At 63.4% G+C, this 16,409-nt stretch carries 10 protein-coding genes and 2 rRNA genes; 9 read left to right on the forward strand and 3 right to left on the reverse strand.

Annotation, left to right across the window (positions count from 1 at the left end; translation table 11 throughout):
• Window positions 1–23: 23 nt before the first annotated feature.
• From IPK69_09080 to rrf, 3 genes are all read left to right on the forward strand, one after another.
• Window positions 24–2,345 (forward strand): hypothetical protein, encoded by a 2,322-nt coding sequence (locus IPK69_09080; GenBank protein ID QQS08150.1) that lies wholly within the window; start codon window positions 24–26, stop codon window positions 2,343–2,345.
• 566 nt (window positions 2,346–2,911) lie between these two features.
• Window positions 2,912–5,671: ribosomal RNA gene (locus IPK69_09085) — 23S ribosomal RNA — on the forward strand.
• A 267-nt stretch (window positions 5,672–5,938) separates the two neighbouring features.
• Window positions 5,939–6,045: ribosomal RNA gene (gene rrf, locus IPK69_09090) — 5S ribosomal RNA — on the forward strand.
• A gap of 193 nt (window positions 6,046–6,238) precedes the next feature.
• Here the strand turns inward: rrf and IPK69_09095 are convergent.
• On the reverse strand, window positions 6,239–7,387 hold the full coding sequence (locus IPK69_09095; protein ID QQS08151.1) for a membrane dipeptidase: 1,149 nt from the start codon (window positions 7,385–7,387) through the stop codon (window positions 6,239–6,241).
• Window positions 7,388–7,428: 41 nt separating this feature from the next.
• Between IPK69_09095 and IPK69_09100 the strand changes: the two genes are divergently transcribed.
• From IPK69_09100 to IPK69_09115, 4 genes are all read left to right on the forward strand, one after another.
• Window positions 7,429–7,887: a zf-TFIIB domain-containing protein gene (locus IPK69_09100; GenBank protein ID QQS08152.1), complete on the forward strand. Its 459-nt coding sequence runs from the start codon at window positions 7,429–7,431 to the stop codon at window positions 7,885–7,887.
• Between the two features lie 194 nt (window positions 7,888–8,081).
• Window positions 8,082–8,567 carry a hypothetical protein gene (locus IPK69_09105; GenBank protein ID QQS08153.1) on the forward strand — a complete coding sequence of 162 codons (486 nt, stop codon included), beginning with the start codon at window positions 8,082–8,084 and terminating at the stop codon, window positions 8,565–8,567.
• Between the two features lie 702 nt (window positions 8,568–9,269).
• Window positions 9,270–9,941, forward strand: coding sequence for an AhpC/TSA family protein (locus IPK69_09110; GenBank protein ID QQS10457.1), 672 nt, complete (start codon window positions 9,270–9,272; stop codon window positions 9,939–9,941).
• 20 nt (window positions 9,942–9,961) lie between these two features.
• A complete protein-coding gene (locus IPK69_09115; GenBank protein QQS08154.1) occupies window positions 9,962–10,297 on the forward strand; it encodes a (2Fe-2S)-binding protein in 336 nt (111 codons plus the stop codon).
• 172 nt (window positions 10,298–10,469) lie between these two features.
• On the opposite strand, the gene IPK69_09120 is transcribed toward IPK69_09115, so the two are convergent.
• Window positions 10,470–12,242 carry an iron ABC transporter permease gene (locus tag IPK69_09120; GenBank protein ID QQS08155.1) on the reverse strand — a complete coding sequence of 591 codons (1,773 nt, stop codon included), beginning with the start codon at window positions 12,240–12,242 and terminating at the stop codon, window positions 10,470–10,472.
• A 36-nt stretch (window positions 12,243–12,278) separates the two neighbouring features.
• Window positions 12,279–13,538: an insulinase family protein gene (locus IPK69_09125; protein QQS08156.1), complete on the reverse strand. Its 1,260-nt coding sequence runs from the start codon at window positions 13,536–13,538 to the stop codon at window positions 12,279–12,281.
• A 585-nt stretch (window positions 13,539–14,123) separates the two neighbouring features.
• Between IPK69_09125 and IPK69_09130 the strand changes: the two genes are divergently transcribed.
• Entirely contained in the window at window positions 14,124–15,371 is a 1,248-nt protein-coding gene (locus IPK69_09130; protein QQS08157.1) for an amidohydrolase family protein, read from the forward strand.
• A gap of 49 nt (window positions 15,372–15,420) precedes the next feature.
• Window positions 15,421–16,329 carry an ATP synthase F1 subunit gamma gene (gene atpG / locus IPK69_09135; GenBank protein ID QQS08158.1) on the forward strand — a complete coding sequence of 303 codons (909 nt, stop codon included), beginning with the start codon at window positions 15,421–15,423 and terminating at the stop codon, window positions 16,327–16,329.
• Window positions 16,330–16,409 lie beyond the last annotated feature (80 nt).

Below are 16,409 nucleotides of genomic sequence, written 5' to 3' on the forward strand. Positions count from 1 at the left end.
GTCGAATCAGGAAGGGTTGAGCCATGAAGCGGATCGGTGCGTTCGAGCAACACGTGGACAAGGCGCTGCTGGGGGTGTGCGGGCTTGCGGCGCTGGGCATCATGGGGTACCAGATTCTGGTGAAGCCCAACGAGATCAAGGTGGGCACGCAGCAACTCTCGCCCGAGAGCGCGATGCGTCCGGTGGAGGAGAAGGCGAGAACGCTCCTGGCGAAGGTGGAGAGCACGAATCCCCCGACGATCCCGGAGGTGAGCGTCGATCTGTCGTCGCGGTTCGAGGAGCGGATGCGAGGGCTTGGCGTGACGACGAATCGCCTGGCGTCTTTGGGTGATCCTCCCAAGGCGATGAAAGTCTCGACGGTGGGACCTGTGGCGGATGGCGAGTTTGTCGCGCTCAATGTGCCGATTCCGACCGGGGTGATCGCGGCGACGATCCAGAACACGATCGATCCGCGCGAGCCGAAGCGATATCCGGAGTTGGCAGCGTTCCTGCCCGCGGCCCAGCCGATGGACAAGGCGTCGGTGAGCATCGAGGCGACGTTCTCGGGGACGTCTTTGCTCGAGGCGCTCGAGTCGGACCCGGATGGCGAGGGGCCGGCCCTGCCTCTCCCGCGCTCATGGTGGAGCGATCCGCTCGTGCCGAACCGATTGCTGGTGAATGTGATCCGCTTCGAGGTGGAGCGCGAGGTGGTCGCGGTGCCCGCCGGCGTGGGCGTGAAGGTTGGCGAGACGACGACGCTCTCGCAGATTCCCGGGCGGTTCGACGGCGAGTCCTCGTGGAAGGAGAACGTGAAGTCGCTCGGCGACGTCGGCGGGACGCTCGATCGGATCGCGAAGCACTCGGAAGAGATCCAGAGGCCGAAGTACTACGAACGAATCGCGGGACTTGCCTGGGACGAGCCGTCGTCGATGGCGGCCCGGGCGCTGATGGTCGATCAGCAGCGGGAGATCGATCGGCTGAAGCGAGAACTGACGAGCATCGATAAGAAGATCCTGGACATCCAGGAGCGGCTGAAGGCGGCGGGAGCAGCGGCACCACTACCGGGCGGTCGTCCTACGCCGCCGCGCGACCCGCGTGGTGGTGGCGGTGGAGGTGGTGGAGGCGGGCTCGCACCGGCCGGAGGTGGCGGGCGTGCTCCAGGCGGTGGCGGTGGCGGTGGAAGTGCGAGGCCACCACGTGACCCGGCTCCCGCGGTCGGCAACCCGGCCGTGCTCCAGCAGAGCCTCAATCGCGAGATCGCCAAGCGTCAGAAGGTCGTCGATCGCCTCCGTGAGTTGGGTGAAGATGTCGGTGGCGAGTCGGTGGCGCCGACGTCGCCCCAGGCAGCGCTACTGGGTGATGCGATCTTGAACGACTCGGAAGTGAAGATGTGGGCGCACGATCTGACGGCGGTGCCCGGCGTGACGTACAAGTATCGCTGCCGCGTGGTGCTCAACAACCCGCTCTTCGATCAGGCGCTTCCCGAGAAGAGCAAGCGCCTGGGGCGTGAGTCTCTGGTGCGGAGCGAGTGGTCGGGGTGGTCTCCGGCGGTGACGGTGGACCCGAACGAGTACTTCGCGATGACGAGCGCGCAGACACGCGACCAGTTGTCGTCGGTGCCCAAGGGGACGGCGGAACTCTTCAAGTTCTACTACGGGTGGTATCGCAAGGCGACGGTTTCGGTTGAGCCCGGCGATCCGATCTCAGGTGTTGTGAGGCTGGCAGGCGATTTCAAAGCTTATGACATCTCGAAGTTCAATCCAGCGACGGAGCCCGAGGGTGAGAAGCCCTCGCCAGCGGCACCGGCTCCAGGTGGGAATCAGCCCGGTGGATTGCAACCGGGGGGTCTCCAGCCTGGGGGTCTCCAACCGGGTGGCCTGCAACCGAGCGGGACGTTCCCGCCTGGAGGCGAGCGCGGTTGGGACCCTGGGCGTGGCGTGCCGCCGGGCGGCGACGTTGGTGTTGGCGATGCTTCGAGGCCCGCTTTGGATCCTTTGGGCGAGTACCCCTCGGAGGTGCTGCCCTCGGAACTGAGTCTTGAGGTGCCTGGTGTGATTTTCCTAGATGCGAAACGATTGACGGCGGTGCTTGCCGGAGGCATTCAGGGCTCGGCCCGCGAGTCGATCCTGGCGGTCCTGCGGAACGCGGCGGGGATGGTGATCAGCCGGAACCCCGAGTCCGACAAGGACGACGAGGCCTACTTGCGGATCAAGGCGTCGGCCGACATGGGCGTCCGGGAAGAGCGGAAAGCGACGGCCCCGGCCGATTCCAAGCCCGGGTCGTCGAACCCAGGGATTCCACCGGCTCCTATTCCTGGGACGCCCGGACGGGGCCTGCCGACGGGTCCCGGAGGGCTTGGCGGCTGATTGCGTCGGTCGATCGCGCCTCTAAGTTGGGCGTGAAACGGGCGTTGCGCCGGGCCGACGGAATTGAGTTTGCCCTTGGCTTGACTGGACTTTGGTGCGGAATACACTCCTGCCCTGCTCATTTTGGAGTGGGGCCGATTCGGGGCTTGTCGCGAGACGGACTCGGGGTCGGTGGCCGGGAACGGGGTTGATCCCCAGGAACGGCCTGCTCTTTGAAAACCGGATACAAACGGTCGTCCTGCACGTTTTTTCTCGGCGGGTGTCACGGTTTTCCGTGCGCTTGGCCGAGGGTCTTTCCAAGATTGTGAGTGCAGAGACGACGCTGCAAGAGATTTAAGAAGAAAGAACCGAAATTCTTTCGTGCGAATGGCGGCCTAGCCGGACCAAGGCGTTGAAGCGGAGCGATCCCGAGAGGGAAGGCAAAGCGAGATGACTTTGGCCGGTGCCGAGTCCTGGACTGTTGTGTGTATACACAGTGGCCCTGAAATGCGGGACTCGGGATTGGCCGATCGGTGTTGGGGAAGGAATCCAGCGAGAGCTGGAGGGAAGTCCTCGGCGTCCGGTTGGTGTGATCGGGCAAGGGCACACGGTGGATGTCTTGGTGTCGAGAGGCGATGAAGGACGTTGGAACCTGCGAAAAGTCCAAGGGAGCCGGTAACCAGGCTGCGATCTTGGAATGTCCGAATGGGGCAACCCACCCGCAAGGGTACTTCACTCTGAATGCATAGGGGTGAAGAGCGAACGCGCTGAACTGAAACATCTCAGTAGGCGCAGGAAAAGAAAGCAACAGCGATTCCGTGAGTAGCGGCGAGCGAAAGCGGACAAGCCAGATGACTCGTGAAGCGTTTGAATGACGCGCCGCAGAAGGTGAAAGCCCTGTAACAGAAGTCTGGTGAGCCCATAGATTAAACTCGGTCTCGTGAAACCCGGGTTGAAGATGGGGGGTCCACCCTCCAAGGCTAAATACTCCTCGACAACCGATAGCGAATCAGTAAGGCGACTGAACGATGAAAAGCACCGCGATGAGCGGGGTGAAAGAGTACCTGAAACCGTGTGCTTACAAGCGGTCGGAGCCCTGCGGGGTGACGGCGTGCTTTTTGCATAATGAGCCGGCGAGTTAGCCTGTACGGCGAGCCTAAGGCCTATCGGGCCGGAGGCGGAGCGAAAGCGAGTCCGAAATGGGCGCCGAGTCGTACGGGCTAGACGCGAAACCTTGTGATCTACCGTTGGTCAGACTGAAGGGCGGGTAACACCGCCTGGAGGGTCGAACTCGTGACCGTTGAAAAGGTCTGGGATGAACTGACGGGAGGACTCAAAGTGTAATCAAACTGGGAGATAGCTCGTTCTCTCCGAAATAACTTTAGGGTTAGCCTCAGGTATCAGCGATTGGGGGTAGAGCGACTGGATGGTTGTAGGGGCCTACCCGGCTACCTCGACCAACCAAACTCCGAATACCAATTGTGTAGACCTGGGAGATAGACGGCGAGTGACAATATCCGTCGTCAAAAGGAGAACAATCCAGATCACCAGCTAAGGTCCCGAATCTCTGCTCAGTTCGAAAGGAAGTTGGATTGCTGAGACATCCAGGATGTTGGCTTAGAAGCAGCCATCATTTAAAGAGTGCGTAACAGCTCACTGGACGAGGAATCCAGCGCCGATAATGATCGGGAATAAGCAGAGAACCGAAGCTGTGGGCCTCGTAAGAGGCGGTAGGAGAGCGTTGCTGCGGCGGCGAAGCGAATCGGGAACGGTCCGTGGAGCCTCAGCAAGTGAATATGCCGGCTTGAGTAACGATTAAACGGGTGAGAATCCCGTTCGCCATATGCCCAAGGTTTCCTGGGGAAGGGAATTCCGCCCAGGGTTAGCCGGGTCCTAAGGCGAGGCCGAAAGGCGTAGTCGATGGACATGGGGTTAATAGTCCCCAGCACGTGCAGAGATCAAACCGTGGTTCGAATTCTCGAGTTTGGCGGGGTCGCTAGCTGCGCCCAGGTCCTTGAGGCCGATGCCAGACAACGGAGTTCCTAGAAAAGCCACGGGGGCAAAGCACGTCCCGTACCAAAACTGACACAGGTGGGCGAGGCGAATAGCCTAAGGCGCTCGAGAGAACGGTCGTGAAGGAACTAGGCAAATTGACCCCGTAAGTTCGCGATAAGGGGGCCCTCCCTCGTAAGAGAAGGGCGCAGAGAAAAGGCTCTGGGAACTGTTTATCAAAAACACAGCTCTGTGCGAAGACGCAAGTCGAAGCATACAGAGTGACGCTTGCCCAATACCGGAATGTCAAGGAAGTGGCTCATCGCAAGAGAAGGTCATGACCGAAGCACCGGAGAATGGCGGCCGTAACTCTGACGGTCCTAAGGTAGCGAAGTTCCTTGTCGGGTAAGTTCCGACGCGCATGAATAGCGTAATCACTGGAGCACTGTCTCCACGACCGACTCGGTGAAATAGTAGTGGCGGTGAAGATGCCGCCTACCCGCAGCAAGACGGAAAGACCCCGTGGACCTTCACTATAGGCTCGTATTGGCCACGAGCATAAACTGCGTAGCATAGGTGGGAGGCGTTGATGTCCGGGTTCCGGCCCGGATGGAGTCACAGGTGAAATACCACCCTGTTTAAGTTTGTGGCCTAACTTCGTGTCCCGTGAATCCGGGCGAAGGACAGTGCGTGTCGGGTAGTTTGACTGGGGCGGTCTCCTCCAAAAAGGTAACGGAGGAGTGCAAAGGTCGGCTCAGCACGGATGGAAACCGTGTGTCGAGTGCAAGAGCACAAGCCGGCTTTACTGCGAGACCGACGGGTCGAGCAGTCACGAAAGTGGGCTCTAGTGATCCTGCGATCCCGTGTGGAAGGGTCGTAGCTCATCGGATAAAAGGTACCCCGGGGATAACAGGCTGATCGCTCCCGAGCGTCCATAGCGGCGGAGCGGTTTGGCACCTCGATGTCGGCTCATCACATCCTGGGACTGAAGGCGGCCCCAAGGGTTCGGCTGTTCGCCGATTAAAGTGGTACGCGAGCTGGGTTCAGACCGGCGTGAGCCAGGTCGGTCCCTATCTGTTGTGGGCGTTGCAAGTTTGAGTGGCCTCAACCGTAGTACGAGAGGACTCGGTTGGACGGACCCCTGGTGATCCAGTTGCACCGCTTGGTGCACCGCTGGGTAGCTACGTCCGGCAGGGATAACCGCTGAAAGCATCTAAGCGGGAAGCCTCCCACAAGATCATACTTGCTTGTCTTTGACGTGAGACCCCTGGAAGACCACCAGGTTGATAGGCCGCGCGTGTAAGGGCTGAGAGGCCTTCAGCGGAGCGGTACTAACGGTCGAACCGATCACACCAACCAGCCGTCGCGGATGGATCCATTCCATCCAACACGACGGACTGGCCGCGTTCGTCACAGAACGAATCTCGTTCTTTCTTCAAATCTCTGGCACCCGGAATCGCTCGTTGGCTCTTTGCCGATCGGGTCTCCGGCGTGCTTCCAAGACAGCGTCACTTTGGAAGTGTGCCCCACAAGGCACACCTTCCATGGCGACCGTTTGTTCCGGCACTGGGGCCAACAGGCTCCAGGCCGGCAGGCTCGCGGAAACGCGAATCGGCCGGATTGTCGGTGACCACAGGCTTGGTGTAACACCTGTTCCCATCCCGAACACAGCAGTTAAGCCCAAGCCGCCGATGATACTGCACTGCGGGAAAGTAGGTCATCGCCGACGTTTGACCCCACTCAGGTAAACCTGGGTGGGGTCTTTTCATTTTTGCTCCGCACGATCAACTCGTGATTCGTGATTCGTGATTCGTGATTCGTGATTCGGGCGGCCGGGTGATGTGCTGTGTTGCTGGATCGTGTGCGATCGCGTCTGGTCGCACGGGGCTACTAGTACGTTCGGCGAGATCAGTTTTGTATTATCACGATAACGAGTGCAACCAGAAGTCGGCCCAGTTCTGCCACAGGAATCGGTCGATCGTGGCCTTGGTCCAGCCGCGCCTCGTGAGATGCTCGGCGAGCGTGGGCAACTGATCGATCGTGTCGAGGCCCTCGGGGAGCATGGTGCTGCCGAAGCCGCCGTCGATGTCGGTGCCCAGGCCGACACGGCGGTCGTGTCCGATGAGTTGCATGATGTGCTCGGCGTGGTCGGCGATCGCGTGGAGCGGGGCGCGGCGGTCGCGCGTGCCGCCGGGGTTCAGGAAGGGCGAGTAGAAGTTGATGCCGATGACGCCGCCGCGGCGGGCGATCTCGCGGATGGAGTCGTCGGTGAGGTGACGCTGAATAATCCGAGCGCGCGCCACGGGATCGTGCTTGAGTTCTCGCGGGATTGCGGCGTCTGGCATCGGTGTGGTGTCGATAAGTGTGCGGCAGTTGGAATGTGTCGCGATGACAACGGCATTGGTGGCCGAGAGCAGATCCGCGAGCGCACGATCGGAAAGGTGCGAGGCGTCGTGGACGAGGCCGAGTTCGTCCATGGCGCGGACGAGCGATCGCCCGTCGGGCGTGAGTCCCGGGTTATCGCGCGGGTCGGCGGCGTTGCCCGCGGCGTACTTCGAGGAGTGCGCCCAGGTCAGCCCTATGGCGACGGCGCCCGCGTCCTTCCACATGGGGAGATCATCAGGGCCCGAGATCGGATCGGCTCCCTCGATCAGGAGCGCGACGGCAGGGGGCGACGTCGTTTGGGCCTGATTCGTGCGGGTGTGTTCCAACGGCGCGGCAACGGCACGGGCGAGCGCATCGCGTCCGAGTGTGATGTGTCCCGCCTTGTGCCACGCGCGATAGATCTCGAGTTGGCGCATCGCTGCGGCTCGGGAGGCGGCGTGATCGCCGCTGGCGTAGCCGGTTTCCTGTTCCTTGCCGTTGGTCTCGGTGAAGATAGTGGCGAGGCAGGCGCGGATGCCCGATCGCGCGAGCGCGGGAAGTGTGATCGCACCCGGTGTGTGGGGGCGGTCGGCCTGGCGAGGGTCCTCGAGCGACATGTCGCGACCCAGGGCCTCGAGGCAGGCGAGGTCGAGGTGGGCGTCGAAGATTCGGAGACTCGGGTCGGGCTGCGTCGGCGGTATCGGCATCGCATGACTGTAGTGGCCGCGTGGGTCCGTACGATTCGTGCATGTCGAGCATGGACTATCGCATCCAGCCGGGGATCCAACCGAACTGTCCGGCGTGCCGGGCGTCGATGGAGCGGTGCGAACTCTCGTCGCGCGAGGGCGGCTTCTGTGTCGATCGGTGCACGCGCTGCGGCGGGGTGTGGCTCGACGCGTCGGAGTTGGAGCGTGTGAAGAGCATGAAGGGGCAGGCCGAGCGCGTGGACAAAGGTTCGCAAGGAAAGGCCGGTAGAGATTCGTCGAGCGCGAGGCGGGCGCTCACGGCCTCGAGATCGTTATCGAGGATTCTGCTCTGTCCGCGTGATGGCGAGCACCTGAAGGCGGGACCAGCGCCGGACCAACCGCACGTCATCATCGATCGGTGCCCGACGTGCCTGGGGGTGTACCTGGACGCCGGGGAACTGCGGGACCTGGCGCACCACACGGTGATGGAGCGGGTGCGCGAGTTCTTCTCGATGGGATAAGTGGCAGGGCGGGATGCGTGCGGGCGGATCGGTTGAGTTCGTATGGCGTTGAGTTCGTGTAGCAAAGTGAAACGAGGAGCATTGGCGCCGTGGATGTGCGTGTGGTGTTCATTCTCGGCGGCGTGGGCGTGGCGAACGCTCTTGTTCACGCGGCGTACGCGTGGCCTTTACTTCGATCGGGCTTGGCGGCGACCATGCCGAGACCGATGGCTCGCGGCCAGGCGTGGGGCGTGGTGCTGATCGGCGGGATGGCGCACGCGGCGTCGTTGGGGTTCTTCGGGCTGGATGCTCATCTCTCGGAGTTGTGGTCGTGGGTTGTTCTCGCCATGCCCGGGGTGGTGCTCGGAGGCATGGTGTGGCGGGCGACGCGACGATGGTGGATTGGGGCGGCCCTGGCGATCGCCGGTGTGATCGCGATCCTGGCCGGCTGGCGGTTTAACGCGTGGACACATGGCGGCGGGTACGTTCGAAGCGAGGGGCTCTCGATTGTCAGAACACTTCTGGTCGCGTGCGGCACATTTCATGTGCTGGCGCTCGGTTCCTTGGTGATCTGGAGGCATTGCGTAGCCAGAATTACGGGAGCGATGGCGGGGGTGTGCCGATCGTGCGGGTATCGTCTGGCGGGCCTGCCGAGCGGAGTCTGTCCGGAGTGTGGCTCAAAGATTGTCGAAGTGCCGTAACGCGCACACAATCGGGGCATCGGAGAACGAGGCCACGGCACAGTCGTGCAAGGCAAGGGCGTATCGAGCGACAGTGTATTGACCATGAAGCGTCGATTCATAGAAGTTGTTATTTACAGGGAGCGGATCATGCGGCAGCGCAGCATCAACGGGACTGGTGTTCGTTCGGTGACGGGGCATGTCGTGGCGGCGTGCGTCGCGTGTGCCGTGGCGGGGACGGCGATGAGCGCATGGGCGTTTGCTGATGAGCCGGCGGCGAAGCAGGCCGCGGGTTCGCGTGATCTGTCGATCTACAACCTGCCCAAGAGCCATCTCGCGATCGAGGGATACGACCCGGTGTCCTACTTCCCCGAGGGCGGCGGCACGCCGATGAAGGGGCTCGAACTCTTCCAGGCCGAGCACGCCGGCGTGACGTATCGCTTTGCGAGCAAGGAGAACATGGCGGCGTTCCAGGCGGACCCCGCGAAGTACGAGCCGGCGTACGGCGGATGGTGCGCGTACGCCATGGCGAAGGGGAAGAAGGTCGAGGTCGATCCCAAGTCGTTCACGCTCACGGGCGGGCGGCTGAATCTCTTCTACAAGGGACTCTTCTCCGACACGCGGAGCGATTGGTTGAAAGACGACGCGGCACTCAAGAAGAACGCCGACGAGTCATGGAAGAAGATCAGCGGCGAGGACCTCTCGAAGCCGCCGGCCTCGAAGATGGACAAACTCGGAATCCTCGGCGAGCGCCTCAGGGCCAAGCGCGAGGAGAGTGCGGGGAGAATGCCCGAGGAAGTGAAGAAGGTCTTCGCCCAGGGCATCCAGGACGTCGCGACGAGCGGCGTGATGGAGACGGCCCTCAAGGTCGGCGCCAAGGCCCCGGACTTTGAACTCCCAGGCGCGAAGGGCGACATGGTCAAACTCTCCACGCTGCTCGAGAAGGGCCCGGTGGTGCTCGCGTGGTACCGCGGCACGTGGTGCCCCTACTGCAACATCCAGTTGCGGGCGTATCAGGAATCGCTCGACCAGTTCAAGGCGCTCGGGGCGAATCTCGTCGCGATCAGCCCGCAGACGCCCGACCAGAGCCTGTCGATCACCGAGAAGAACGAACTGAAGTTCCACGTGCTCAGCGACGCGGGGAACAAGGTGGCCGAGAAGTTCGGGCTTCGGTACACGCTTCCCTCGGCCGTGCAGGAGAAGTTCAAGGGCTTCGGGCTTGAACTCTCGACGTTCAATGGCGACTCGTCGAACCAGTTGCCGCTCTCGGCGACGTATGTCATCGCGAAGGATGGCACGATCGCGTACGCGTTCCTGGATGCCGACTACACCAGGAGGGCGGAGGTCGAGGACCTTGTCGGCGTGCTCGCGAAACTGAAGGCCGGGGCCAAGTAGTCGCGGTCTAGGATTCCCGCGTGGATCCCGATGATCACGTCTGCCTGTGTTTCCACGTGTCCCTGCGGAAGATCCGGACGTTCCTGGATCGCGAGGATCCGCCGGTGGCGTCTTTGATCAGCGAGTGTCTCTCGGCGGGGACGGGGTGCATGTGGTGCGTGCCGTTTTTGAAGCATCTGCACGCGCAGCATCAGAAGGGCGAGACGCCGGATCTCAAGATCTCGCCGGAGCGATACGCGGCGGAGCGGACGCATTATCGAGAGGTGGGCGAGCGGGATCGGGATGCCGTGCGCGAGGCGACGGGTGGGGGGGATGGGGGTGGTGGGGCGGCCGAGAGTGAGCCGCCGGAGCCGTGAGTGTGTGGGATGAGCTCGTTCGGAGTCGTCTTGCGTGAGTTGTCGTGAGAACCCTCGACGACGATATTGAAGAGGCAACGGAAGTAGAAGAGGTAGGGTCGGTAACCCACGCGGAGCGTGGGGGTACCCAGCGCGTGCTCTCACGAAGACCACTCGTCAACGCCATGGACGATCACACGCGGAAGATGGAGCCCATCTTCTTGCCCAGGGCCGCGCTCGCGGCAAAGAGCGTGATGGTGAGCAGGGCCATGCCCCAGACGCCCAGGGCGCTGGCGATGTGCGGGCCGTCGCCCAGGCGGTCGGTCAAGGCCCAGATGGCCTTGGTGATGGGGTAGTCCTCGGTCTGCTGGGCGAGGAGGAGCGAGTCGCTGACCTCGAGCATGGAGAAGGAGAAGACGAGCAGGCCGCCGGCGATAAGGTTGGCGAGGATGAGCGGGATGATGACCTTGCGGACGGCGAGGGTGCGCGTGGCGCCGAGGTTGATGGCGGCCTCTTCGAGTTCGCCGGAGGTTTGTTCGAGTCCCGCGACGGTGGAGCGGACCATGTAGGGCAGTCGCCGCACGCCATAGGCGATGATGAGGAAGAAGAAGGGATTGGGGTCGCTGGCGAAGATGGCGAAACCTGAGAGCGGGCCGTCCTGCCCGAAGGGCCAGCGGAGACTCATCGCGACATAGCCGAAGGCCATGACGAGTCCGGGGACGGCAAGGGGGAGCATGCAGAGCGCGTCGAGGAGGCCACGCCCGATGACCTTGGTGCGGACGAGGAGATAGGCGACGACGATGCCGATCGCGGTGTCGAGGACCATCGCGAGGAGAGAGAGTTTGAGGCTGTTGACGATGGCGCCGAAGGAATCGCCGCTGGCGAGGGCCTCTCGATAGTGCGAGAGAGTGAACGCGGTGGGGACGATGGACTTGTGCCATTGCCCGGGGCGGGCGAGGCTGGTGAGGATGACGCCGACGTGGGGGAGGATGGCGAGGGCAAAGACCGCGACGAAGACGCCCGCGGCGAGAAGGCCCTTGGTTCCCTCGAGGCGCTCCTCGCTGGCGGCCCGAGCGGCGCGCGTCTGCATCGCGTAGCCGGCGCGCCCGAAGACGAGTTTCCCCAGGGAGTACAGCAGGATCGCGCAGCCGAGCATGACGACGGTGAGGGCGTAGGGCTGGGCGGAACTCTCGACTTCCTTCAGTTTGTTGAAGATCTGGACCGGGATGACGCGGTAGTAGTCGAACATGAGGGGCGTGCCGAGTTCGGTGAAGGACCAGATGAAGACGATTGTGCCCCCGGCGAAGAGGCCGGGGCGCATGAGCGGGAGCGTGATCGTGAAGAACCGGCGGAAGAACCCGGCGCCGAGGTTCTCGGCGGCCTCGTCCATCGCGGGGTCGATGTTGGCGAGGGACGCGGAGGCGTTGAGGAAGATGATCGGGTAGAGCGAAAGCGATTGGACGAGCACGACGCCGAGACCCTTCGCCTGGGCGAGGAGGTCGAGACGTTGCCCGAGAAGGCTCTCGATGACTCCCGAGAGATGGACCGAGTCGAGCAGGGCGTTGAGGGCGCCCTCGCGCCCGACGATCATGCGGAGCCCGATCGCCCCGACGAACGGCGGGAGGATCATGGGGACGAGGATCGCCGCCTGGAAGATGGACTTGCCCGGGAATCGATACCTCGCGGCGAGGACGGCGAGCGGGAGCGCGATCACGGTCGCGAGGATCGTGGTGGATGTCGCGAGCGTCAGGGAGTTGAAGAGCCAGGTGCGTGTCTCTGGGTCTTTGAAGACGCGGAGAACGTGCTCGAGCGTGAATCCGGAGCCGCGGGCGGGGTCGGAGGCGAATCCGCCACGGACGGTGAGGAGGATCGGATAGACGAGGAAGAGGACGAGAATCGCAAGGCATGCCGAGAGCAGGCCATACTGCCAGAGGGCGCGCGAGACTTTGGGCGTGACCTCGATCATGGTGCGGAGTGTAGGGTTCGGGCTGCGTCGTGGGGCTTATTGGGGAGGCGTGAGGGGCTTGGGACCGAGGGTCTGGATCGTCAGCGTGCCCAGTGTTCGCGTCGTGAGGTAGGCGTTGACTTCGTCGAGCGTGACCGAGTTTACCATTGCGAGGATCTCGTCGAGGGAGCGCGAGCGGGCGAAGCGGCGCTGGTCGATCGCGAGGGCGGAGGCTCGGGCGGCGGAACTCTCGCCACTGAAGACGATGCCGCTCTTCATGCCGATCGACGCGCGCTGGAACTCCTCGGGGGTGATGGCGCCGTTGGGCGTGTTGATCTCGCGGAGTTGCTCGAGGAGCGTGTCGAGGGAGTCCTGGGCCTTGTCGGGCGTGGTGCCGACGTAGGCGGTGACGGCTCCGAAGTCGCGATCGCCTCGATAGCCGGCGCTGACGGAGTAGCAGAGGCCCTTGCGCTCGCGCACGTGCGTGAAGAGTCGCGAGGACATGCCGCCGGAGAGAACGGCAATGGCGAACTTCTCGAGAAGTGCTGCGCGATTGGGGTTGCCCCTCGCGTCGGTCTCGGGGGGCGCATCATGGACGACGATGATCTGGACCTGGTTGGAAGGGTCGTTGGTGTGCGCATAGCCGCGGGCGGGTGTGGGCCCGGGCTTGGGCTCGGAGGTGGCGCCGGTCCATCCGGAGAGGAGCGATTCGAGCGCGTCGGCGAGTTTCGCCGCGTCCACGTCGCCGGCGGCGGCGAGAATCGAGCCTTTGGGCTTGGCGAGCGCGTGCCAGCGATCGTGGAGATCGTCGCGGGTGAGGGCATTGAGGCCGTCGATCGTGCCCAGGCCGGAGCGCCCGAGCGGATCGGGAAAGTGGCGTCGGCGGGCCTCGAGCACGGCCCTTTCCTGCGGGTCGTCCTGGAGCGACTCGATCGCCTGGATGCAGAGGTCTCGAGCGGGTTCGATGGCGTCCTCGGCGATTCGCGGGGCGCGGACCATGTCCACAAGGAGCGGGAGCACGCCGCCGAGACGCTCGCCGATCATGCTGGAGGTGATGGAGAAGGTGAAGGCGCCGGAGTTGGTGCTGCGGCCGGCGCCGAGGCGATCGAGGGCATCGGCGTGGGCGCGCGAGTCGAGAGATCCCGCCCCGCGGAGGAGGAGTTCGCTCCACATCGCGGAGAGTCCCTGCTTGTCGAGTGGGTCGTGCGCGCAGCCGCAGGGCAGGATCCAGGCGAGCGCGGCGGACTTGAGTTGGGGCATGCGCTCGACAACGAGCGAGAGCCCCGAGTCGAGTGTGCGAGTAGTGATGTGACTCATGCGGACGACTCCGAGGTGGGTTGAGTGATGATGGTGGCGCGAGTCAAGGCGAGCGGCGGTTGAAATTTTTTTGAGAATCTTCGTGTTTGCTCAAGACATGAGGGTATGACTTCCGATAATCTCAGTCGGTTGACTCGTCGCGCGTGAGTCGCATCGTGCGCTCGCGGCGACGCGGTTCAAGTACAGGAGACTTGTTCATGGCTAAGAAGGCAAAGAAGAAGGCGAAGAAGAAAGCGACGAAGAAGGCTGGCAAGAAGACCGCGAAGCGGAAGACCGCCAAGAAGAAGAAGTAATCGCCAGTCTCGTTCGCCGTCGCTTCGAGGCCCGCTTGAAGAAAGCATGACCCGAAGCGTTTTCGGCCTGGCGCGCCCCCTCGAACCTACGGGTTCGGGTCCTGGACAGACACGCGGGCGCGCCCAATCACAGAACAAGTTGGGGCACGGGACCGGCAAACGTCGGTCCCGTGTTCGTTTCCAGAGCCCCTGCTGTGGATTCGTGTTGTGAATCCGTACGGATCTCTCAAGTCGCTCGAGTGTCGTGACAACGCGTTGTCTTGGCGCGTCGGCCGGACACAATGAAGGTGTGATGACGCTCCGTGAGGCCCATGTTCATCTGCCGTTGCTTGGCCGGGCGCTCATGCTGCCCGACTTTGGTGACATCGAGAGTGTGGATGAGTGTCTGGACCGTGTTCGGGAGATGGCAGCGCGCGCGAGCGGATGGGTTCTCGCGTGCGGCGCGCGCGTCGAAGGGTGGTCCGACAGGCGATGGCCGACGCTCGATGAGTTCGATTCGGCGACCGGTGGCGTCCCGGCGTGTGTGATGTCGTTCGACTATCACGCCGTGCTCGCGAACACGGCGGCGATGCGTGCATCAGGCGTTGACGCGCGCGCGCCCGAGGGCGGGATCGTGGTGCGCGACGCGGATGGGCGCGCGACGGGGCTGCTCCTGGAGCAGGCGGCACGCGCCGCCTGGAATGCCGCGCCCGAGCCGACGCCGGCGGAGCGGATCGAGCATGTTGCTGCCGCGTGCGCGCATCTTCAGGCGTTGGGTTTCGAGGAGGCGCACGACCTGCATGCACCGCTGTGGCTCGGGCCTGTGCTGCGCAGACTGCATCGCGAAGGGCGCGTCGGGCTGCGAGTCGGTGTGTACGTGCCTCACGCGGAGTTGCGTGTGGTCGTGGATGCGCGCGCGATGTGGGAGGGACCGGGGCTGCGGCTGCTCGGCTCGAAGTTGTTCGCCGACGGGACACTCAACAGCCGGACGGCGAGCGTGCTGCATCCGTATGCCGAGGGGATGGCGGGGATGGAGCGTGGCGTGCTGCTGTTGTCGCGCGCACAGTTGTCGGCGGCGATGCGCGAGTGTGCGGATCTCGGCGTTGGGTTGGCGGTGCACGCGATCGGCGACAGGGCGGTGCGGGCGGTGCTGGATGCGCGCGCGGCGATGGAGCACGAGGCGAGGCCTGCGCATGTACGGATCGAGCACGCGGAGTTGATCGACGCGGCGGATGTGCCACGGTTTGGCGAGTTGGGCGTGCTGGCGAGTGTGCAGCCGTGTCATTTGTTGGCGGACATCGAGGCGTTGACGCGGCTGGTGCCTGATCGAATGGATCGCGTGATGCCGTGGCGGGAGATGATCGATTCGGGGTTGAGGGCCGGTGAAGGGATTTTGTTCGGGAGTGATGCACCGATCGTGCGCGCGGATCCGAGTGATTCGATCCAGGCGGCGGTGGGGCGGGGGCGGCCTGGGGGAGTCCGGATTGCCGCGGGGCAGGCGATCACGGAAGGTGAGGCTTGGGAGGCGTTTGGGGTTGGGCGATGTCGATGGGTGGAGTAGACTGGTTTGGCGAATGTCTGGATAGGGGTTTGCCTACTGTTTCGTCCTTATGGCGAAGACTCGCGAGATCAAGAAGCGGATCAAGGCGGTTGGGAACATCCGCCGGATTACCAAGACGATGCAGATGATCGCAACGGCGAAGTTCGCGGCGAGTCAGCAGCGTTCGACGGCGGGAAAGCCGTATACAGAGACGTTGTTTGAGTTGGTAACGGAGTTGGCCCGGGCGATCGAGGGCGTGTCCCATCCGCTGCTTGGAGGGTCCAAGTCGAGCGCCGAGGCGAAGCCTTTGACGCTGATCGTGACGTCGGATCGCGGGCTGTGCGGGCCATACAACGGCTCGGTGCTGCGGACGGCGATGGGGCACCTCAAGGCGAACCCGGCGTCGAAGACGGGGATCATCGAGGTTGTGGGGAAGAAGGGGATGGGGTTCCTGCGGTTCGCGGGGGTCGAGGTGACGCGGCAGCACTCGCAGTTTGGCGACAAGCCGAAGTTCGAGGACGTGCAGGACCTGGCGCAGGTGTATATCGACAAGTTTGTGCGCGGCGAGGTGTCGTCGGTGCACGTGGTGTACATGAAGTATGTGAGCGCCGGGAAGCAGTCGCCGACGGTGATGCAGTTGCTGCCGTTCCAGGCGGAGACGGCGGGCTCTGCGAAGAGCGCGTCGAGCGCGTCATCGGGCGCGACCTCGAGCGGGGCGGCGTCGATCTATGAGTTCTCGCCGGATGCCGAGTCGCTCTTGAATGATCTCTTGCCGGCGGCGGTGAAGGCAGTCTTGTTCCAGTCGTTCAACGACGCGATCGTGAGCGAGAATGTTGCCCGAATGGTGGCGATGAAGTCGGCGACGGACAACGCGGGGAAGATGGGGAAGCGGCTGACGCGCGTGTACAACCGGGCACGGCAGGCGCAGATCACGACGGAGTTGACGGAGATCATCTCGGGGGCGGCGGCGCTGGAGTGATCGTTGGAATCATCAAGGAAAAGACACGGCACGGGCGGTTGCTCGTGCCGTGTGTGTTTTTGTGGTGATGTGTAGAGGAG

The organism is Phycisphaerales bacterium (assembly GCA_016699835.1).
Lineage (GTDB): Bacteria > Planctomycetota > Phycisphaerae > Phycisphaerales > UBA1924.

What these genes read in the sequence shown, in the direction of transcription:
- IPK69_09125 (QQS08156.1), bottom strand. Translation starts at nt 13,538, where the DNA reads ATGAGTCACATCACTACTCGCACACTCGACTCGGGGCTCTCGCTCGTT.
- atpG (QQS08158.1), top strand. Translation starts at nt 15,421, where the DNA reads ATGGCGAAGACTCGCGAGATCAAGAAGCGGATCAAGGCGGTTGGGAAC.
- IPK69_09100 (QQS08152.1), top strand. Translation starts at nt 7,429, where the DNA reads ATGTCGAGCATGGACTATCGCATCCAGCCGGGGATCCAACCGAACTGT.
- IPK69_09110 (QQS10457.1), top strand. Translation starts at nt 9,270, where the DNA reads ATGGACAAACTCGGAATCCTCGGCGAGCGCCTCAGGGCCAAGCGCGAG.
- IPK69_09080 (QQS08150.1), top strand. Translation starts at nt 24, where the DNA reads ATGAAGCGGATCGGTGCGTTCGAGCAACACGTGGACAAGGCGCTGCTG.
- IPK69_09095 (QQS08151.1), bottom strand. Translation starts at nt 7,387, where the DNA reads ATGCCGATACCGCCGACGCAGCCCGACCCGAGTCTCCGAATCTTCGAC.
- IPK69_09130 (QQS08157.1), top strand. Translation starts at nt 14,124, where the DNA reads ATGACGCTCCGTGAGGCCCATGTTCATCTGCCGTTGCTTGGCCGGGCG.
- IPK69_09105 (QQS08153.1), top strand. Translation starts at nt 8,082, where the DNA reads ATGCCGAGACCGATGGCTCGCGGCCAGGCGTGGGGCGTGGTGCTGATC.
- IPK69_09120 (QQS08155.1), bottom strand. Translation starts at nt 12,242, where the DNA reads ATGATCGAGGTCACGCCCAAAGTCTCGCGCGCCCTCTGGCAGTATGGC.